General features: G+C 72.8%; 8 protein-coding genes. All 8 read left to right on the top strand.

Translation table 11 applies throughout. The features are described 5' to 3' along the window. Positions 1–185: 185 nt before the first annotated feature. From A3IC_RS0149730 to A3IC_RS0149695, 8 genes are read left to right on the top strand one after another with little or no spacing between them, the layout of a single operon-like run. Entirely contained in the window at positions 186–3,515 is a 3,330-nt protein-coding gene (locus tag A3IC_RS0149730) for a non-ribosomal peptide synthetase (RefSeq protein ID WP_020557519.1), read from the top strand. Beyond that, positions 3,512–9,097 carry a non-ribosomal peptide synthetase/MFS transporter gene (locus A3IC_RS0149725; RefSeq protein ID WP_020557518.1) on the top strand — a complete coding sequence of 1,862 codons (5,586 nt, stop codon included), beginning with the start codon at positions 3,512–3,514 and terminating at the stop codon, positions 9,095–9,097. The genes A3IC_RS0149730 and A3IC_RS0149725 overlap by 4 nt, the downstream gene beginning before the upstream one ends. Beyond that, positions 9,094–10,608 (top strand): class I adenylate-forming enzyme family protein, encoded by a 1,515-nt coding sequence (locus A3IC_RS0149720; protein ID WP_020557517.1) that lies wholly within the window; start codon positions 9,094–9,096, stop codon positions 10,606–10,608. Before A3IC_RS0149725 ends, A3IC_RS0149720 begins: the two co-directional genes overlap by 4 nt. After that, positions 10,605–13,793: a non-ribosomal peptide synthetase gene (locus tag A3IC_RS0149715; protein WP_020557516.1), complete on the top strand. Its 3,189-nt coding sequence runs from the start codon at positions 10,605–10,607 to the stop codon at positions 13,791–13,793. Before A3IC_RS0149720 ends, A3IC_RS0149715 begins: the two co-directional genes overlap by 4 nt. After that, the gene (locus A3IC_RS0149710; RefSeq protein ID WP_020557515.1) at positions 13,790–14,008 is read left to right on the top strand and encodes an MbtH family protein; all 219 of its coding nucleotides are present in this window, start codon (positions 13,790–13,792) and stop codon (positions 14,006–14,008) included. Before A3IC_RS0149715 ends, A3IC_RS0149710 begins: the two co-directional genes overlap by 4 nt. Continuing rightward, a complete protein-coding gene (locus tag A3IC_RS0149705; protein WP_020557514.1) occupies positions 14,005–14,271 on the top strand; it encodes a hypothetical protein in 267 nt (88 codons plus the stop codon). The genes A3IC_RS0149710 and A3IC_RS0149705 overlap by 4 nt, the downstream gene beginning before the upstream one ends. After that, entirely contained in the window at positions 14,264–15,727 is a 1,464-nt protein-coding gene (locus tag A3IC_RS0149700; RefSeq protein WP_020557513.1) for a condensation domain-containing protein, read from the top strand. The genes A3IC_RS0149705 and A3IC_RS0149700 overlap by 8 nt, the downstream gene beginning before the upstream one ends. Further along, positions 15,724–17,712 (top strand): N,N-dimethylformamidase beta subunit family domain-containing protein, encoded by a 1,989-nt coding sequence (locus tag A3IC_RS0149695; protein WP_020557512.1) that lies wholly within the window; start codon positions 15,724–15,726, stop codon positions 17,710–17,712. The genes A3IC_RS0149700 and A3IC_RS0149695 overlap by 4 nt, the downstream gene beginning before the upstream one ends. Positions 17,713–17,778 lie beyond the last annotated feature (66 nt).

Raw genomic sequence — 17,778 nt, 5'->3', positions numbered from 1 at the left:
TCGATGGCACTCCTAGCGTGGCCGACGCACGCCACGGGGGCGGACATTCGATCGGGCGACGGCAGGTTGCCCGACGCGCCGCCGTGCCGGGAATCGATTCGCGTCGGATCCCGGGAACGGGATGACGGCAGGGCCGTTCGGCCGCTGCGTCGCGTCCTTCGGGCGATGCCGGCGAGGGGGTCGACATGGACGACGAACGAACGCTTTCCCGCACCCGGTCCGGGGCACGATTCGACCCGGTCCACGGCGCCGGGCGGATCGGGTCGGCCGAAGCCGCCGGCCCCGAGCCCGGCCCCGGCCTCGTCCCGGGCTTCGATCTCGGTCCCGGCTCCGAGGAGTGCTCCGGGGTGTTGTCCTTCGGCCAGGAACGGCTGTGGTTTCTCGACCGGTTCGAGCCCGGTGACGCCGCCTACAACATCCCGTGGCTGCTGCGCCTGCGTGGCCCGCTGCGCACGGACGCGCTGCGCGCCGCGTTCGACGGCGTCGTCGGCCGACACGACGCGCTGCGCACCCGCTTCCCCGACCACGAGGGCCGCCCGACCGCGGTGGTGCAACCGCCCGGCCCGGTGCCCATCGAGATCCTCGACCTGACCGGACAGGACGACCAGGCGCTCGCGCGCATACTCGGTGAACGGGTCAACGCGGGCTTCGATCTCGCGCTCGCCGCACCGCTGCGGGTGAGCCTGATCCGACTCGCCGCCGACGAGCACGTGCTGTGCGTGGTGCTGCACCACATCCTGGCCGACGGCTGGTCGCTGAATCTGCTCCGCCGCGAGCTCGAACTGCGTTACCGCACGCACCGCGACGGCGTCGACCCGGTGTTCGCACCGCTGCCCGCCTACTCCGCCTACGCCACGCGCCAACGCGAGCCCGATCCGGACACCGACCGGGCCCTCGACTACTGGCGCCGGCAACTCGCCGGCGTGCCGGCGCTCGAACTCCCGCTGGACCGTCCGCGCAGCGCCCACACCGGCTCCTCCGCCGCCTTCCACACCCGCCGCCTCGCCGGCGTCGGCCCGCTGCTGGACACCGTCGCCCGGGCCCGGCGCTGCACACCGTTCATGATCCTGCTCGCCGGCTATCAGGCCGTGCTGCATCGGCACGGCGGGCAGCGGGACTTCGCGGTCGGCGCGCCGATCGCCGGACGCGGCGAGATCGAGCACGAGGAGGTGATCGGCTACTTCTCCAACACCCTGGTACTGCGCGCCGATCTGCGCGGCACACCGACCTTCGGTGAACTCCTGCGGCGCACCCGCAAGACCGCGCTCGGTGCCTACGGACACGACCGCATCCCGTTCGAACAACTGCTCGCCGAACTGCGGGTGGACCGCGATCCGGCGGCGCCCGCCCCGCTGTTCCAGACCCTGCTGACCGTGCACACCCAGGACCCGGACACCGGACCGGAACACCGGTTCGCCGATCTGGTCGCGGTCGAGGAGGACGGCGGACATCGGGCCGGCAAGTTCGACCTCTCGCTCGACATCCGGCGCGCCGGCGACGACCTGGTCGCCGTATTCGGCTACCGCACCGCGCTGTTCGACGAATCCACCGTCGCCGGCCTGGCCGCCCGCCTGGAGACCCTGCTGCACGGCGCCCTCGCCGACCCGGACACCCCCGTACACCTGCTGCCGCTGCTGACCGTCGCGGATCGGGACCGGCTGCGCGCGGTCGCCTTCGGGGCGGTCCCCGGCACATCCGCCGACCCGGCCGAGACCGTGCCCGCCGCGATCGCCCGCGTGCCCGGCGACCGGATCGCACTGCGCGCTCCCGACGCCGGCCTTACCTACCGCGAACTCGCCCTGCACACGGAGGCAGTGGCCGCCCGGCTGCGGGCGGCCGGGGTCGGTCCCGGCGACCTCGTGGGCGTGCTGTGCCCGCGTGGCCCCAATGCGATCGTGGCCATGCTCGCCGCCTGGCGCGCCGGCGCGGCGTATCTGCCGCTGGACCCCGACTACCCGGCCGCCCGGATCGCGTTCATGCTCGCCGACAGCGGCACCCGGGTCGTGGTCACCGACGGCACGCCCCCACACGAACTGCCCGAGCACGTGGACGTCGTACGCGTGGACGCCACCGACACCACCGACACCACCGACGCTCCCCCGCCCGTCGATCCCGTCGACCTCGGTCCGCAGCAGCCCGCCTACCTGATCTACACCTCAGGCTCCACCGGGACGCCCAAGGGGGTACTCGTCCCGCACGGCGCGCTCGCCGCCCGGGTGCGCTGGATGCGCGCCGGCTACGAAATCCACGCCGAGGACCGGGTGTTGCAGAGCGCCTCGCTGAGCTTCGACACCCACGCCGAGGAGCTCTACCCGTGTCTGGCGGCAGGTGCCACGCTGGTCCTGCCCGCTCCCGACGCCAGGCTGCCCGATGTGCTCGCCGAAGGCGGCGCGGCCGACGTGACGGTGCTCGACCTGCCCACGCCCTACTGGCACGAACTCGTCGAAACCGGCGCCGACACCATCGCCTGGCCACCCGCATTGCGCCTGCTCGTCCTGGGCGCCGACCAGATCCGCCCGGGCGCGGTGGCCGCCTGGCGCGCCCGCTTCGGCGATCGGGTACGCGTGGTCAACTCGTACGGGCCGACCGAGACCACGATCATCGCGACCACGTCCGATCTGGGCCCCGCCGACGCCCGCGCCCGCCCACCGATCGGCACCCCGATCGACGACACCCACACCGTCGTCGCCGACGTGCACGGCACCCCGGTGCCGCCGGGCGTGGCCGGCGAACTGCTGATCGGCGGCGCGGGCGTGGCGCACGGCTACCTCGGCCGCCCCGGCGCCACCGCGGCCGCCTTTCGCCCCGACCCGGACGGGCCGCCCGGCGCCCGCCGCTATCACACCGGCGACCGGGTCCGACTGCGCCCCGATGGGCGGTTGGAGTTCCTCGGACGATTGGACGCACAGGTCAAGGTGCGCGGCCACCGGATCGAACCGAGCGAGGTGGAGGCCGCGCTGTCGGCCCGACCCGGCGTGCGCCAGGCCGCGGTGATCGCCCGGGACGAGGCGCTGGTGGGCTACGTGGTCACCGACGCCGACCTCACCGTCCCGGAACTGCGCGCCGAACTCGCCGGCCGGCTGCCCGCGTACCTGGTCCCCGACGCGCTGGTTCGCCTGGACCGGCTGCCGCTGACCTCCAACGGCAAACTCGACCACCGCGCACTGCCCGCCCCGGACCGGCGCGCCGGACAAGCGCACGGCTACCTCGCACCGCGCACCGCCGCCGAGGAACTGGTCGCCGAGATCTGGATCGACGTGCTCGGCCTGGACAAGGCGGGCGCCCTGGACGACTTCTTCGAACTCGGCGGCCACTCGCTGCTCGCCACCCGCGTGGTCGCCCGCATCGCCGCCACCGCCGACCTGACCGTGCCGCTGCGCACGCTGTTCACCCACCGCACCCTCGCCGGGTTCGCCGCGGCCGTCGAAGACCTGTTGGTCGCCGACCTGGAGGCCCTGGACGACGACACCGCCGAGCAGCAGCTCTTTCGGGAGAGGAACCGTCCGCAGCCATGAGCACGGAATCCCCAGCGCGCGCAGCCACCCTCTCCGCGACCAAGCGAGAACTGCTGGAACGACGGCTGCGCAGACGCGCCGACGCCGGTCCGGTCATCCCGCGCCGCCCCGAAGGCACCGTTCCCCCGCTGTCCTACGCCCAGGAACGCCTCTGGTTCATGGAGCAGTTCGCGCCGGGAACGGCCGCCTACACCATCCCCGTCGCGCGCCGCCTGCGCGGTGCGCTCGACGTCGCGGCACTCACCCGGGCGCTGACCGACCTGACCACCCGGCACGAGACGCTGCGCTCGCGCTACCTGGTGGACGAGGACGGCCGGCCGCACCTGGACATCGCCGAACCCGCGCCGGTGCCGCTCGCCCGCGCCGAGGCCGCCGATGCGGACCAGGCATTGCGGCTGGTCACAGCCGCGATCGCGGCACCGTTCGACCTCGCCGAGGGACCGCTGTTCCGGGCCCTGCTGATCGAGTCGGGCGCGGACGACCACGTCCTGCTGCTGACCGTGCATCACAGTGTCAGCGACGGCTGGTCCAGCGAGATCATGGTCCGCGAGGTGCTCGACGGCTACGCCGAGCACGCCTCGGGCAATGCCGCGCCGGTGAGCGAACCGGCAGTGACCTACGGCGACTTCGCGATCTGGCAGCGCGAGCGGCTGACCGGGGAGACACTCGCGCGCGAAACCGCGTACTGGCGCACCGAACTGGCCGGCGTCGAGCCGCTGGAACTGCCCACGCGCGGGCCGCGACCGACCCAACAGACCTTCGACGGCGCCGGATACGCGTTCGAGGTCGACCGCGAACTCCTGGACCGGCTGTCCGCGCTCGCCCGCGAGCGCGGCGCGACGTTGTACATGGTGCTGCTCGCCGCCTTCCAACTCGTGCTCGCCCGACACAGTGGGCAACGCGCCTTCGCGGTCGGCTCCCCGGTCGCCGGTCGGCCGCATCCCGAGGTCGAGAACCTGATCGGGATGTTCGTCAACGTGCTCGCGCTGCGCGCCCGCACCGAGGGCGACCCGACCTTCGCCGAGCTGCTCGACCGCACCCGGGAAACCTGCCTGGAGGCGTATGCGCACCAGGAACTGCCGTTCGCACAGTTGGTCACCGAGTTGAACGCGCCGCGCGATGTGTCGCGTTCGCCGGTGTTACAGGCGGTGCTGGCGGTGCAGAACTACGCCACCGCGAACGCCGACGGCGACCGTGCGGCGCTGTCCGCCGAGGTGTTCGGCATCCGAGCCGGCGGCACCCGGTTCGACCTGGAACTGTTCCTGATGGAGTGGCCGGAGGGGCTGCGCGGCGCCTTCAACTACAATACCGACCTGTTCGACGAGGCGACCATCGCGCGCCTGGGCCGACACCTGGGCCGGCTGCTCGCGGTTCTGGCCGATCGGCCGGACGTCCCGGTGTCCACGCTCGACGGCCTGGACCCGGACGAGCGCGAACTGATGCTGACCCGATGGAACGACACCGCCGCGCCGGTGCCCGCCGGGGCCACCCTGACGAGCCTGATCGCCGAGCAGATCGCCCGTACCCCCGACGCGATCGCGGTCGCCCTGGACGAGCGCACCCTGACCTACCGAGAACTCGACGCCGCCGCCGATCGGGTGGCGCACCGCCTGCGGGCCGAGGGGGTGCGAGCCGGCGATCTGGTCGCGGTCGGCGCCGAGCGCTCCCTCGAACTGGTCGCGGCGCTGCTCGGGGTACTCCGGGCGGGCGCCGGGTACGTCCCGCTGGATCCGCAATACCCGGCCGAGCGGCTCGCGTTCATGCTCGCCGACTCGGGTGCCCGGGTGCTGCTGACCGGGCGCGGACTGCCGGTGCCGACCGACCGCACCACCCGGATCCTGTACGTGGACGACCTCGCGAGTTGGCCCGACCCGGCTCCCGGCGCGCTGTCCGGTGCCGCGCCCGCACCCGACGACGTCGCGTACCTGATCTACACCTCCGGCTCCACCGGCCGGCCCAAGGGGGTGCCGAACACCCATCGCGGCATCGTCAACCGGATCGCCTGGATGCAGGACACCTACCGGCTGACCGGCGCCGACGCGGTGTTGCAGAAGACCCCGGCGAGTTTCGACGTGTCGGTGTGGGAGTTCTTCTGGCCGCCAGCCACCGGCGCCCGGCTGGTCCTGGCCCGTCCCGGCGGGCACAAGGACGCCGGCTACCTGCGCGACGTGATCGCCGAACAGGGCGTCACGGTGGCTCACTTCGTGCCCGCGATGCTGACGATGTTCCTGGCCGAGGAGGGCGTCGAGCGCTGCACGACGCTGCGCCGGATGGTGTGCAGCGGCGAGGAGCTGACCCCGGATGCCGTCCGGGCGCTTCGCGAGCGGCTGCCGCACTGCGCGCCGGCCAATCTGTACGGGCCCACCGAGGCCGCCGTGGACGTCACCGCGTGGGAGTGCGAGGGCCCGCTCGCGGCGGTGCCGATCGGTGCGCCGATCCACAACACCCGGGTGTACGTGCTCGACGATGCGATGCGGCCCGCGCCGCTGGGTACGCCCGGCGAGTTGTACCTGGGCGGTGTCCAGGTCGCGCTGGGCTACCACCGTCGCCCCGGATTGACCGGCGAGCGGTTCGTACCGGACCCGTTCGGCCCGCCCGGCGCCCGGCTCTATCGCACCGGCGACCTGGCCCGGTGGCGCCCGGACGGCAATCTCGCCTTCCTCGGCAGGTTGGACGGGCAGGTCAAACTGCGCGGACTGCGGATCGAACTCGGCGAGATCGAGGCCGTGTTGCGGGCCCGGGACGGGGTCGAAGAGGCCGCGGTGGTGGTGCGCGAGGACACCCCCGGGGACAGGCGCATCACCGCGTATGTGGTCCCGACCGAGGATCGCCCGAGGTTCGGCGCCACCGAAGCCGACGGGCTCGATGCCGACCGGCTCGACACCGGCCGTTTCGATGCCGACGAGGTGCGGACCGCGCTGAGGCGCACGCTGCCGGACTACATGGTGCCCGCCGCCTTCGTCGCGCTGCCCGCCCTGCCGCTGACGCCCAGCGGCAAACTGGACCGCACGGCACTGCCCGCGCCCGCCGCGCGCCGCTCCAGGGGCGCGGCCGACGCGCCGCCCAACACTCCCGCCGAGTTGCTGTTCGCCCGGATCTGGTGCGACGTGCTCGCGCTGCCCGAGGTCGGCGTCGACGACGACTTCTTCGATCTCGGCGGCCATTCCCTGTTGGCCACCCAGGTGGTCGCGCGTGCCCGCCGGCAACTCCCGGAGATCGGCGGACGAGCCGTCAGCGTGATGGACGTGTTCACGCACAAGACGATCCGCGAGATCGCCGCACTGTCCACCCTCTCCGAGGCCGAGCGCGGCCCGGCCCGGCTGCTGTACCGCCTCACCAAGCCGGTCCCGGCCGCGCGCCGCACACTGTCCCTGGTCTGCGTGCCCTACGGCGGCGGCAGCGCGGTGGTCTACCAGCCGCTCGCCGACGCGCTGCCGGACACCCAGGACCTGTGGTCGGTGGCGATCCCCGGCCACGACGTGGGCGTCACCCAGGAGCGGCTGCCCTTCGACGAACTCGCCGGGCGGATCGTGGCCGAGATCCGGGAACGGGTCGAGGGACCGATCGCGCTGTACGGACACTGCGGCGTCGGCAGCGCGCTGATCGTCGCGGTCGCCCGACAACTCGAGGAGTCGGGACGTGAGTTGGCCGCGGTGTACATCGGCGCCCAGTTCCCCTTCGCCCGCCCGCGGAGCCGGGTGCTGAGCACGCTGAGCAAGGTCGCCGCCCTCGAACCGCTGCTCGGCGACCGGGTGTACGCCAACTGGCTGACCTCGATGGGCGCCGACATGGCGGACCTGGACGGCGAGCAGATGAAGTTCATCATCGGCAACATGCGCCGCGACTCGGTGGCCGCCGAGGAGTACTTCACCGAGGCGCTGTCCGACCGGCGACCCCGGTTGCGCGCACCGATCGTGTCGGTGATGGGCGACCGCGACCCGGCCGCCGACTTCCACCAGGAACGCTTTCGTGAATGGCGCGCCATCGCCGACCGGGTCGGACTGGTGATGCTGGACGAGGCCGGGCACTTCTTCCTCAAGCACCGCGCCGACGACCTGGCCGAGGTGATCACCCGGGTACACCCCGCCCTCGTCGCCGACGACACCGACAGGCTGCCCACCCGCGAGGCGGACGGCCCGTGGTGGTTCCACGGATCCGCCGGACCACCGCCGGACCCGGCAGCGCCCGATCGCACCGCCATCCGCGAACCCCAGCCCGGCATGGGCCGGTTCCTGCTGGTCGCGTTCAGCCAGCTCGTGTCGATCACCGGCTCGGCGCTGACCGAGTTCGCACTGCCGATCTGGATCTACCTGGAGACCGGCTCGATGGGCCGGTTCGCCCTGTACGCGGTGATCGGGATGCTCCCGGGCATCCTGATCGGCCCGCTCGCGGGCGCCATCGTGGACCGGCTGGATCGGCGCGCGGTGATGCTCGCCGGCGACATCGCCGCCGGTGGTACCCAGGGCCTGCTGTTGTTGCTGCTGGCATCGGGCCACCTGCATCCGTGGCACATCTACGTGTTGCTCGGCTCGTTGTCGATGGCGCTGACCTTCCAACGCCTGGCCTACGCCTCGGCGGTGCCGCAACTGGTGCCCAAGCAGTACCTCGGGCACGCCAACGGCATCGTGCAGATGGCGGGTGGGGTGGCGCAGTTCGTGGTTCCGCTGATCGCGGTGGGCCTGATGGCCGGGATCGGCCTGCGCGGCATCCTGATCCTGGACGTGGTCAGCTACGCGATCGCGATCACCATCATCGCGTGCGTGCGGTTCCCGCGCACCCTGCCCTGGCGCCGGCGCGAATCGCTGACCTCGGAGATCAAACACGGCTTCGGCTACTCCTGGCACCACCGGGGCTTCCGGGCGATGTTGTTGTGGTTCGCGGTGCTGAACCTGTTCCTGTCCCCGCTGTTCCTGCTGACCACCCCGCTCGTGTTGTCCTTCGACTCGCTCGGTGGCGCGGCCCGCGTGTCGATGGCAGCCGGAGCCGGGGTGATCGTCGGCGGCATCGCGATGGGCTTCTGGGGCGGCCCGCGCCGGCAACGACTGCGCGGCATGTTGTGGTTGGCGGCCGGCCTGGCCGGCGCGTCCGCGTTCACCGGACTGCATGCGAGCCTGTGGGTGATCGGCGTCGGCGCGTTCGGGATGTCCTGCGCGCTGTCCCTGGTCAACGGCGTCTACACGACCATCGTCCAGGTCAAGGTGCCACAGCGGTTCCACGGCCGGGTGTTCGCGCTGAACACACTGGTCGCGTGGTCCACGCTGCCGATCGGCCACGGGATCATCGCGCCGCTGGGCGCACGACTGTTCGAGCCGTTGATGGCCGACGACGGACCGCTCGCGGACTCCGTCGGCACCGTGATCGGCCACGGCGAGGGTCGCGGAATCGCTCTGCTCTACCTGGTGTTCGGTGCCGCGATGGTCGCACTCGTGGTGATCGGCCTGCGCCTGCCGGTACTGGCCCGCTTCGACCGGGACGTGCCCGACGCGCCACCCGACGACGAGGTCGGCATCCAGGAGCGCGAACGCCGGCTCCGGGCCCGGGCCGGCGAGAGCGCGTCGGCCCTCGCGGAGGTGTCGAGATGAGCACCGGCACGCGCCCGCGCCCGGTCTCGGCCGCCCGCCGGACACCGGAGAGCCTGTCCGCGCTGCTCGCCCACCGCGCCGGGCTGGAACCGGAACGACCCGCGATCCTCAGCGGCCGGGAGAAGCTGACCTTCGGCTCGTGGCACGAACGCGCCGACGCGGTCGCCGCCGGGCTGAGCACGCGCGGCGTCGGCGCCGGCGACCGGGTCGCGCTGCTGTACGGCAACGGCGACTGGATCGACTACGCGACCGCCTACCTGGGCGTGCAGCGCGCCGGCGCGGTCGCGGTACCGATGTCGGATCGGCTCGCCCCCGCCGAGGTGCGACACCTGCTGAGGCACAGCGGGGCCGCCGCCGTGCTGCACCGCGCGCAACTGACCCCGCCGGACGCCGGCACCGGCGCCTGGACCGCACCGGTCGAGGACATCGAAACCTACCCCGGCAGCGAACTCCCGCCACCCGAGCCCGGCCACCTCGCCCAGATCCTGTACACCTCCGGCACCACCGGCACACCCAAGGGCGTGGCGGCCACGCACGCCAACCTCGCCCACGGCTGCACGCTGGACGCGCGCCGGCGCCCGCTGGGGCACTCGGCGCACTTCCTGCACGCGTTCCCGGTCGGCACCAACGCCGGGCAGACCATGCTGATCAACGCGCTGGACGCGAAGGCGACCGCGATCGCCGCACCGCGCTTCACCCCCGGCCATTTCGCCCGGCTGATCGAACGGCACGCGGTCGGCAGCGTGTTCGTGGTGCCGGCGATGGCGATCGAACTGCTCGGCGCGGAACAGGTTCGGCGCTGCGACCTCTCCGGTGTGCGGCTGCTCGGTTCCACCGCCGCCGCCCTGCCGCAGATGGTCGCGCTGGGCCTGTCCCGGTTGTTCCCGCAGGCCCAGATCGTCAACTACTACACCTCCACCGAGGCCGCGCCCGCGCAGACCACGATGCTCTTCGATCCCGAACACCCCGACTCGCCCGGGCGGCCCGCGTCGCTGCGCGACCTGCGGGTGACCGACGACACGGGCCGGGCACTGCCGACGGGCGAGACGGGCGAGGTGTGGCTGCGCTCGCCGACCACGCCCCGTTCCTACTACGGCGAGGACACCGATTCCGGGGTGTTCTCCGGACGTTGGGTGCGAATGGGCGATCTGGGCTACCTGGACGGGGACGGCTTCCTGTACCTGGTCGACCGCGAGCGGGACGTGATCAAGTCCGGGGCCCACAAGGTCTCCACGCTCCAGGTCGAGGACGCCCTGCACGAGCATCCCGCGGTCATCGACGCGGCCGCCTTCGGCGTACCGCATCCCGTGCTCGGCATGACCGTCGCGGCGGCGGTGGTACCGCTGGGCAATCTGACCGCGACCGAGCTGCGGGTGTTCCTGATGGAGCGCCTCGCCGCACACGAACTGCCCGGACACGTGCTGTTCCGGGAATCCCTGCCGCGCAACGAGGGCGGCAAGATCCTCAAGCGTGAGCTGCGCCGGCTCTTGGACGACGAGGTCCGACCATGACTGTCACCGACGATCAGATTCCCCCGACGACCGAGAGCCAAGGCGCGCCACCCGTCGCGCCACCGCCCGCCTCGGTGCCCTTCGCGCCGCTGTCCGCGGCGCAGTTGGGCGTATGGGTGACCGAGCGCACGCTGCCCGCCGAGTCCGCCTACCACCTCTCGGTGCTGCTGCGTTTCGACGGCCCGCTGGACGTGGCCGCGCTGGCCGCGGCGTGTGCGGCCACCGTCGCGCGCCACCCCGTGCTCGCGACAGCCGTCGGCGAGGTCGACGGCGCCCCCGCTCTGGTGCCGGCCGAGGCCGCGCCGATGCGTCGCGCGCCGGCCGACGACGCGACGATCGAGACACTGATCCGGGCCGAACTCGCCCGCCCGTTCGACCTGTCCGCCGGGCCGCTCGCGCGCTTCACGCTGTTCGCCCTGGGCGCGGACCGACACACGCTGCTGGTGACGGCGCATCACATGGTCTTCGACGGGACCTCCAAGGAGATCGTGGTGGCCGGCCTGGCCCGGGCCTATCGCGCGGCCCGGGACGACACCGACGCGGCGAGCGCGGCGCCGGACGCACGCGGGGCGGCGAAGGCGTTCGAGGCCGCGGGTGCGGCGCCGGGCCTGCCGCCGGCGGACGGCACCGGCGTATGGGCCAGGCACCGCGAGGAGCCGGGTCGGGCCGTACTGCCCGGCCTGCTGCCCACCACCCGCGCCGGCAGCGAACCCGCGCCGGGAATCTCGACACCCTTCACCCTGGGCCCCGAGACGGTCGCCGCGCTCGACGAGGCCGCGCTGCGCCTGGGCGTCACCCACTTCGAACTGCTGCTCGCCGGCTGGCATGCGCTGCTGTTCCGCTACGGCAACGCGCGCGTGCGCACCGCACTGGAGTTGTCCACCCGCACCCCGGACGACCTCCGCCGGGTGGGCCTGTTCGTCAACGAGCTACCGGTCTCCTCCAAGCCGCGCGCCGACCGGGAATTCGGCGCGTTCACCCGCGAACTGCGCGCCGAACTGCGGGCGATCTACGCGTTCCGCGATGTGCCCTACAGCCACACCGTGCGCGGCCTGGGACCCAGGACCGCGCTGACCGACCTGACCGTGAGCTACCGGCGGCGCACCCGCGCCATCGAACCGGTGTTCCCCGGCGTCGAGGTGCGGGTCGAGTGGATCGTGCTGCCGCCGACCGCCCGCAACACCGCGCACCTGCAACTGGTCGAGGGACGGGACCGGATCGACGGCGCGCTGCACGTGCCCGAGGACGCGTTCGCCCCCGGCGTGGCCGCGCGCATCCCGGGCCACTTCCGCACGCTGCTCACCACCGCACTGGCCGACCCCGACATGCCCATCGGCGACCTGCCGCTGCTCCCCGAGGCCGAACTGGTGCGGGTGTTGCACGCCGACAACGCCACCGACACGCCCTATCCGGCCCGGGACACCGTGGTCGACCTGTTCGCCGCCCGCGCCTGCGCCACTCCCGACGCGGTCGCCGTGGTGTGCGACGGCCGGTTCCTGACCTACCGTCAGGTGGCCTCGGCGGCCTACGTGTTCGCCCGACGCCTGCGCGCGGCGGGGATCGGCGCCGGCGACCTGGTCGCGATCGAGCTGGGACGCACCGGCGAACAGGTGGCCGCCGTGCTCGGCGTGCTCGCCGCCGGCGCCGCCTACCTGCCGCTGGACCCCGGCTATCCCGCCGAGCGACTCGCCTTCATCCGCGCCGACGCACGGATCGCGGCACTGGTCACCGATCGCGGTGAACGCCCCGTCGATGTCGCCGCCGAGGTCCTGGTGCCGGCCAAGCCCGACTTGTACGGCCCCGACCTGTTCGGGTCTGAGCCCGCCCCGGTGGAGCCACCGGCCCGACCGGAACCGGGCGATCCGGCCTACGTCATCTACACCTCCGGCTCCACCGGTCGGCCCAAGGGCGTCGAGGTCCCGCACCACGCACTGGCCAATCTGCTGGCGAGCATGCGCGACCGACTCGGCGCCACCTCGGCCGACCGCTGGCTCGGACTGACCTCGCTGTCCTTCGACATCTCCACCGTCGAGCTGCTGTTGCCGCTGGTCACCGGTGCGCGGGTGGTGCTCGTGCCCGACGATCGGCACCGGGACGGCCCCGCCCAACTGGCCATCCTGGAGCGGTACGCGATCACCCACGTGCAGGCCACACCCAGCGGCTGGCGGGTGCTGCTGGCGGCCGGCCTGCACCGCCCCGGGCTGACCGCGATCAGCGGCGGCGAGGCGCTGCCCGGCCCGCTGGCCGGCGAACTGCGGCGCGCGGTGGGCCAGTTGATCAACGTCTACGGACCCACCGAGACCACGGTGTGGTCCACCTACATCGAGGTGCCCGCCGACGCGCCGCCCGGAATCGGTCGGCCGCTGGCCAACACCCGTGCGTACGTGCTCGACGCCCGGCTGCACCCGGTGCCCGAGGGCCTGCCGGGCGAGCTGTTCCTGGGCGGCGACGGCGTGGCGCACGGCTATCCGGGCCGCCCGGGGCTGACCGCCGAGCGGTTCGTGGCCGACCCCTACGGGCCACCCGGCGCCCGGCTCTACCGCACCGGCGACCTGGTCCGGCACGCGCCCGGGGGCGGACTGGAGTACGTCGGCCGCACCGACGCGCAGGTCAAGCTGCGCGGGCACCGCATCGAACCGGGCGAGATCGAGAACCTGCTCGCCGCGCATCCGGGCATCGCCCAGGCGGCGGTCCGACTGCTCGGCCGGGACTCCGAACACGCCCGGCTGGTCGGCTACCTGCTCCCCGAGCCGGGGCAACCACCGGTCCCGTCCGACGTGTTGCGCGCCCACCTCGCCCGTACCCTGCCATCCGCGATGGTGCCCCAGAGCTTCCTCGTCCTGGACGCGTTCCCGCTGACCCCGAACGGCAAGCTGGACCGCGCCCGGTTGCCCGAGCCGATCGACTTCACCGATCCCACCGACCCCGCCGGGACGCCGGGAGCACCGGCCGACGAACTCACCGAGACCGTCCGGGCGATCTGGGCCGAGGTGTTGCAGTTGCACGACCTCGGCGTGGACGAGGACCTGTTCGACCTCGGCGGCCACTCGCTGACCATCACCCGGATCGCCGCCCGCATTCGCAAGCGACTCGGCGTCGAGGTCCCACTCGACGTCTTCTTCGACACCCCGACCGTCACCGGCGTCACGGACGCCATCCGCGAACTCCAGGAGCAGCAGCGATGAGCATCGACACCGAAACCACCGAGCCCCGGTACCGCGTGGTCGTCAACGACGAGGAGCAGCACTCGTTGTGGCCGCTGCGCACCGACCCGCCCGCCGGGTGGGTGCCCACCGGCTTCGTCGGCACCCGCGAGGAGTGCTCGGCGCACATCGACCGGGTCTGGCCGGACATCCGTCCGCTGAGCCTGCGTCGACGCCTGGCCGGGGACGCGGCATGAGCGCGGAGCGGCTGCGCGAACGGGTGGCCACGCTGATCGCCGAGGTCAGCGACGGGGAGGTGAGCGCGCGTGAAGTATTGGACAGCGAGGGCTCGTTGACGGCCGCCGGGGTGAGTTCGCTGACCTTTCTGCGACTGATCGACGCGCTGGAGGGCGAGTTCGACGTGTTCTTCGACCTGGACGCCGATCTGGACTTCGTCGACGACCTGGACACGCTGGTCGAGCGATTGACCCGACAGGGCGTGGCGGTGGGCGATGGCTGAGCACGGCGCGGCAAGAACCCCGGTCGCGGCCGGTGATCCGACCGCGGCCCCGCACGAGGTCCCAGCGCCGTTCGCGGTCGCCGCCGACGGCCCGGTGCAGGCGCCGCTGACCTGGGGTCAGCGGGCCATCTGGCAGGCCATCCGACGCACCGCGCCCAGCGACCACTACTTCAACATGACCCGGGTGTTGCCGATCGCCGATCGCGGCGGACCGGTGGACGTCGCGCACGCGAGCGCCGCACTCGGCCGGCTGATGGAACGCCACGACGCGTTGCGCACCCGCCTGGTGAGCGGCGACGGCGAGCCGCGACAGGTCCGACACTCGGCGGGCTCCCTGCCGGTACAGGTGTTCGAAGTGGCGCTGATCGAGGACGCGGACACGGTCGCGGCGGCGGTCGCGGAGCGGCTCGGCGCGACCCGCTTCGACTACTTCGGCACGTGGCCGATCCGGGCCGGGCTGATCGTGCAGGGCGGCCGGGTCCGCTACGTGGCGCTGGCCCTGTGCCATGTGGCCACCGACGGGCACGGCGTCGAGGTGCTGGTACGCGACCTGCGGCTGCTGATCCGGCGCGGCTCGGCCGGCGGCCCGACCTCGGGCGGACCGCTGGATCTGGCCCACGAGCAATCCTCGGCGACCGGGCTGCGTCGGGGCGAATCGGCGTTGGCGCATTGGGAGACGCACTACCGGCGGATCGCGCCGACGGTGTTCGCCGACGTGGTCGCCGAGCCCGCCGCGCCGCGTTTTCGCACTGTGCGGCTGGTGTCCGCGGCGCTGGCCCGGGCCACCGACGCGGTCGCGCTGCGGCATCGGATCAGCCCGTCCGCCGTACTGCTGGCCGGCGCCGCGGTGTTGGCCGCGCGGGCGGGCGGTCGGGACACCGCGGTGATGTTGCCGATCGTGGCCAATCGGTTCCGGTCGGACAGCCGCGACCTGGTGACCACGCTGTCCCAGGAGGGGCTCTTCGTCCTGGACCTGGACCCGGCCGCGCACTTCACCGACCTGCTGCCCGCCGCGTGGCAGGCGTCGCTGCGCGCCTATCGCAGCGCCGGCTACGACCCGGCTCGATGGAACGAGCTGATGCGGCGGATCGCGACCGAGCGCGGTACGCCGATCCGGCCGTTCTGCTGTTTCAACGACATGCGCCTGGTGGACCGTCCGCCGCGGACCGGCCCGGCGCCGACCGGTGCCGAACTGGATGCCGCGCGCAGCCACAGTCGGGTGGAACCGGCCGGCGAACACGAGTTCATCGCATGCCGATACTGCATGCACGTGGTCTCCGAGGGCGAAGCGCTGGTGGTCAGCGTCACCGGCGACACGGCCTACCTGCCGGTGCACGCGCTGGAGGCGCATCTGGTCGCGTTGGAGGACCTGTTGGTCCGCGCGGCGGGTGGACGGGAGGTGCCGATCGGCGCGTTGACCGGCTTCGCGGAGCGTGTGGCGGAGCCGGTCGCATGAGCGTTCTGGCGTATGCCGGCGCGACGTCCGTGGTCGCGGGCGGCCGGCTGCGCTTCCACCTCGCCTCGACCGACGGCGGCCCGGTGGACGGCGAGGTCACGGTGCTGGACGCGGCCACCGACCGCGTGTTCACCCGCACCCGAGTCGAAGGCGGGCTGTGGGAGTTGGCCGTGCCCGAGCACTGGCCCAGCTCGCTCTACCGGGCCGTGTTCGACGACGGCACCCCGCTCGCCGGCGTCGAACCGCTGGACCACGAGGCATGGTTCGTGGTGCGTGCGGCCCGCCCGGGCACGACGGCGCGCGTCCTGGTGTCCGTGCCGTTCGCCACCTGGCAGGCGTACAACCGTTCCGGCGTGCCCGGTCAGGGCCTGTACTACGCCGAACAGCCGGACCGCGCCGCCCGGGTCTCCTTCGACCGGCCCGGCGGCGGCCCACCGCCGGAGCGCTGGGAGGAGGGACTGCTGCGCTGGTTGCGGACCGCCGGTCGGCCGGTCGACTTCTGCTCCGGTCTGGACCTGCACGGCGGCGACGACCTGCTGGGGCGCTATCGGCTGTTGGTGATCAACGGGCACGACGAGTACTGGTCGAAGGAACAGCGGGACACGGTCGAGGACTTCGTTCGCGGTGGCGGCAACCTGGCGATCTTCGCGGCGAACACGGCATGGTGGCAGATGCGCCTGGAGGACGACGGGCGCACCATGGTCTGTCATCGGGACGCGGTGGCCGACCCGATGGCGGCGATGGATCCCGAACGGGTCACCGTGGAGTGGTCCAGCGCGCCGGTGTACCGCCCGGAGAACAGCATGACCGGACTCAGTTTCCGGCGCGGCGCGGGCGCGTGGGGCGAGGGCATGAAGGTGATCCGGGAGGAGGCGTACATCGCCCGGTTCACCGATCACTGGGTGTTCGCGGGCACCGGTCTCGCGGACGGCGACAAGTTCGCACAGGGCGCGCTGGGCTACGAGACCGACGCGACCGAACTGGACTGGAGCGGCGGCGTCCCGCGCGCCACCGGCCGAGACGGCACACCGGCGTCCTTCGTCGTGCTGGCCACCGCCGACCTGCGGCACTGGGCCCGCTACGGCCAGGGTGGGGACGCGGTGATGGGCACGTTCCGCCTCGGGGCGGGCACGGTGTTCAACGCGGGCACGATCAACTGGGGCAGTGCGCTGGCCGATCCGGTGGTGGACCGGGTCACCCGCAACGTGCTCGATCGACTCGGCGCGGATCGGCAGCCGCAGTGGGAGGTGATCGGGCCCTCCGGCGACGTCCGCGCACTGGCGGCGTGCGAGGACGTGCTGTTCGCGGTGGACACCGATGGCGCGCTGGTGTGCCGCGAGGTGAGCGGGCAGAACCTGCCGTGGCGCACGATCGACACCGCACGACCGGTGGTGGCGCTGGCCGCGGCACGCGAGGCGTCCGGCCCGCTGCCGCTGGTGCTGTACGCGGCCACGGCCGACGGCCGATTGTTGCGCCGGCCACCACTGACGGGTCCGGCACCATGGACCTGGGTGACCCGCCTGCCGACCGGCACGATCGCGCTCGCACTGTGCGACGGCGGCCTGTTCGCGGTGTGCGCCGACGATACGCTGCACCACGTGCACGCCGCCGAGTTGCCCACCGACCCGGACGCATCGGCACCGTGGCGCGAACTCGGCCCCGCAGGCGGCGCAATCGCACTCACCGCAATGAACGGAAGACTGTACGCGGCCGATCGACACGGACACTTCTCCACCCGCCTGCCGACGACCGACACCGCGGTATTCACTCCACTACCCGGAGAGCCCGCAGAACCGAACACATGCCGAGCACTGACCGGCCACGCAGGAAGCCTGATCGCCACGGCCCCGGGTTCACGACTACGACGACGAGCAGCAGTCCCCACGCCAAGCAACCGGCCACCAACCCCCGCGACACGTCAGCCCCCACCCCAACCACCCACCCCGCGGCCCGCCGACACCCCCGACCCGGGCCCACCCCAGTGAAGATCCACCATCCTGAAGCGGCTGGTCAGGGTGCCGGCGTGGCGGGGTTCGTGGGTGCTCGTGCCG

The sequence above is a fragment of the Embleya scabrispora DSM 41855 genome, assembly GCF_000372745.1.
Taxonomy (GTDB): domain Bacteria; phylum Actinomycetota; class Actinomycetes; order Streptomycetales; family Streptomycetaceae; genus Embleya; species Embleya scabrispora.
The sequence above is the reverse complement of the archived record's forward strand: the minus strand, read 5'-3'. Positions and strand labels throughout refer to the sequence as shown.